At 70.9% G+C, this 1,124-nt stretch carries 1 protein-coding gene; it reads left to right on the top strand.

The window, feature by feature from the left end:
• Positions 1-1,124: AMP-binding protein (locus tag MKD38_RS30650; protein ID WP_252682433.1), on the top strand; the 1,124-nt coding region annotated here is incomplete at both ends.

Raw genomic sequence — 1,124 nt, 5'->3', positions numbered from 1 at the left:
TCCACCCCGGCCAGCTCGCCTACGTGATCTACACCTCGGGCTCGACCGGCCGGCCCAAGGGTGTCTGCGTCGCGCACGGCCCGCTCGCCATGCACGTGGCCGCGACCATCGACGCCTACGAGATGGGCCCCCATTCGCGCGAACTGCATTTCCTCTCGTTCGCCTTCGACGGCGCCCACGAGCGCTGGCTGTGCGCGTTGGCCTGCGGCGGCTCGCTGCTGCTGCGCGACGATGCGTTGTGGACACCGGAGCAGACCGCCGCGGCCATGACCCGCCACGGCGTCACCAACGCCGGCTTCCCGCCGGCCTACCTGCGCCAGCTGGCCGAGCATTGCGAACAGAGCGGCCAGCGTCCGCCGGTGGCGCTTTACTCGTTCGGCGGCGAGGCCATGCCGCGCGCCGCGTTTGCCCAGGCACGCCGCGCGCTGGCACCACAGACCTTTATCAACGGCTATGGCCCAACCGAGACCGTGGTCACGCCAATGGTGTGGAAGGTGCGTGCCGACGCGCCTGAAGCCGAGTTTGCCGGCACCTATGCGCCGATCGGGCGCCCAGTCGGCGCGCGCCGCTGCTACCTGCTCGATGCCGAACTGAACCTGGTGCCGCCGGGCGTGGCCGGCGAGCTTTACATCGGTGGCGAGGGCCTGGCGCGGGGCTACCTGAACAAGGGCGGCATGACCGCCGAGCGTTTCGTTCCGGATCCGTTTGCCGGTGATGGCGCGCGGCTTTACCGGACCGGCGACCTGGCGCGCTGGCTGCCCGACGGTGAGTTGGAATACCTGGGCCGCATCGACCAGCAACTGAAGATCCGTGGCTTCCGCATCGAGCCGGGCGAGATCGAGGCGCGCATCCTGGCGCAGCCCGGTGTCGGCAACGCGGCGGTGATCGCCGCCGAGGGACCGTCCGGTGCTCGCCTGGTCGCGTATGTGGTGCCCGCTGCAGGGGCGACGACCGATGGCGCCACGTTGCGCACCGCGCTGGCCGCGGAACTGCCCGACTACATGGTGCCGGCGGCCTTCGTCGTGCTCGACACGCTGCCGCTGACGCCCAACGGCAAGCTCGACCGCCGTGCCCTGCCCGCGCCGGCCTTCGACAGTGCCCAGGACTTCGTCGCGCCCGAAGGT

Origin of the sequence: Cupriavidus sp. WGlv3, assembly GCF_023952475.1 — a bacterium.
Classification (GTDB): domain Bacteria; phylum Pseudomonadota; class Gammaproteobacteria; order Burkholderiales; family Burkholderiaceae; genus Cupriavidus; species Cupriavidus phytorum.
The sequence above is the reverse complement of the archived record's forward strand: the minus strand, read 5'-3'. Positions and strand labels throughout refer to the sequence as shown.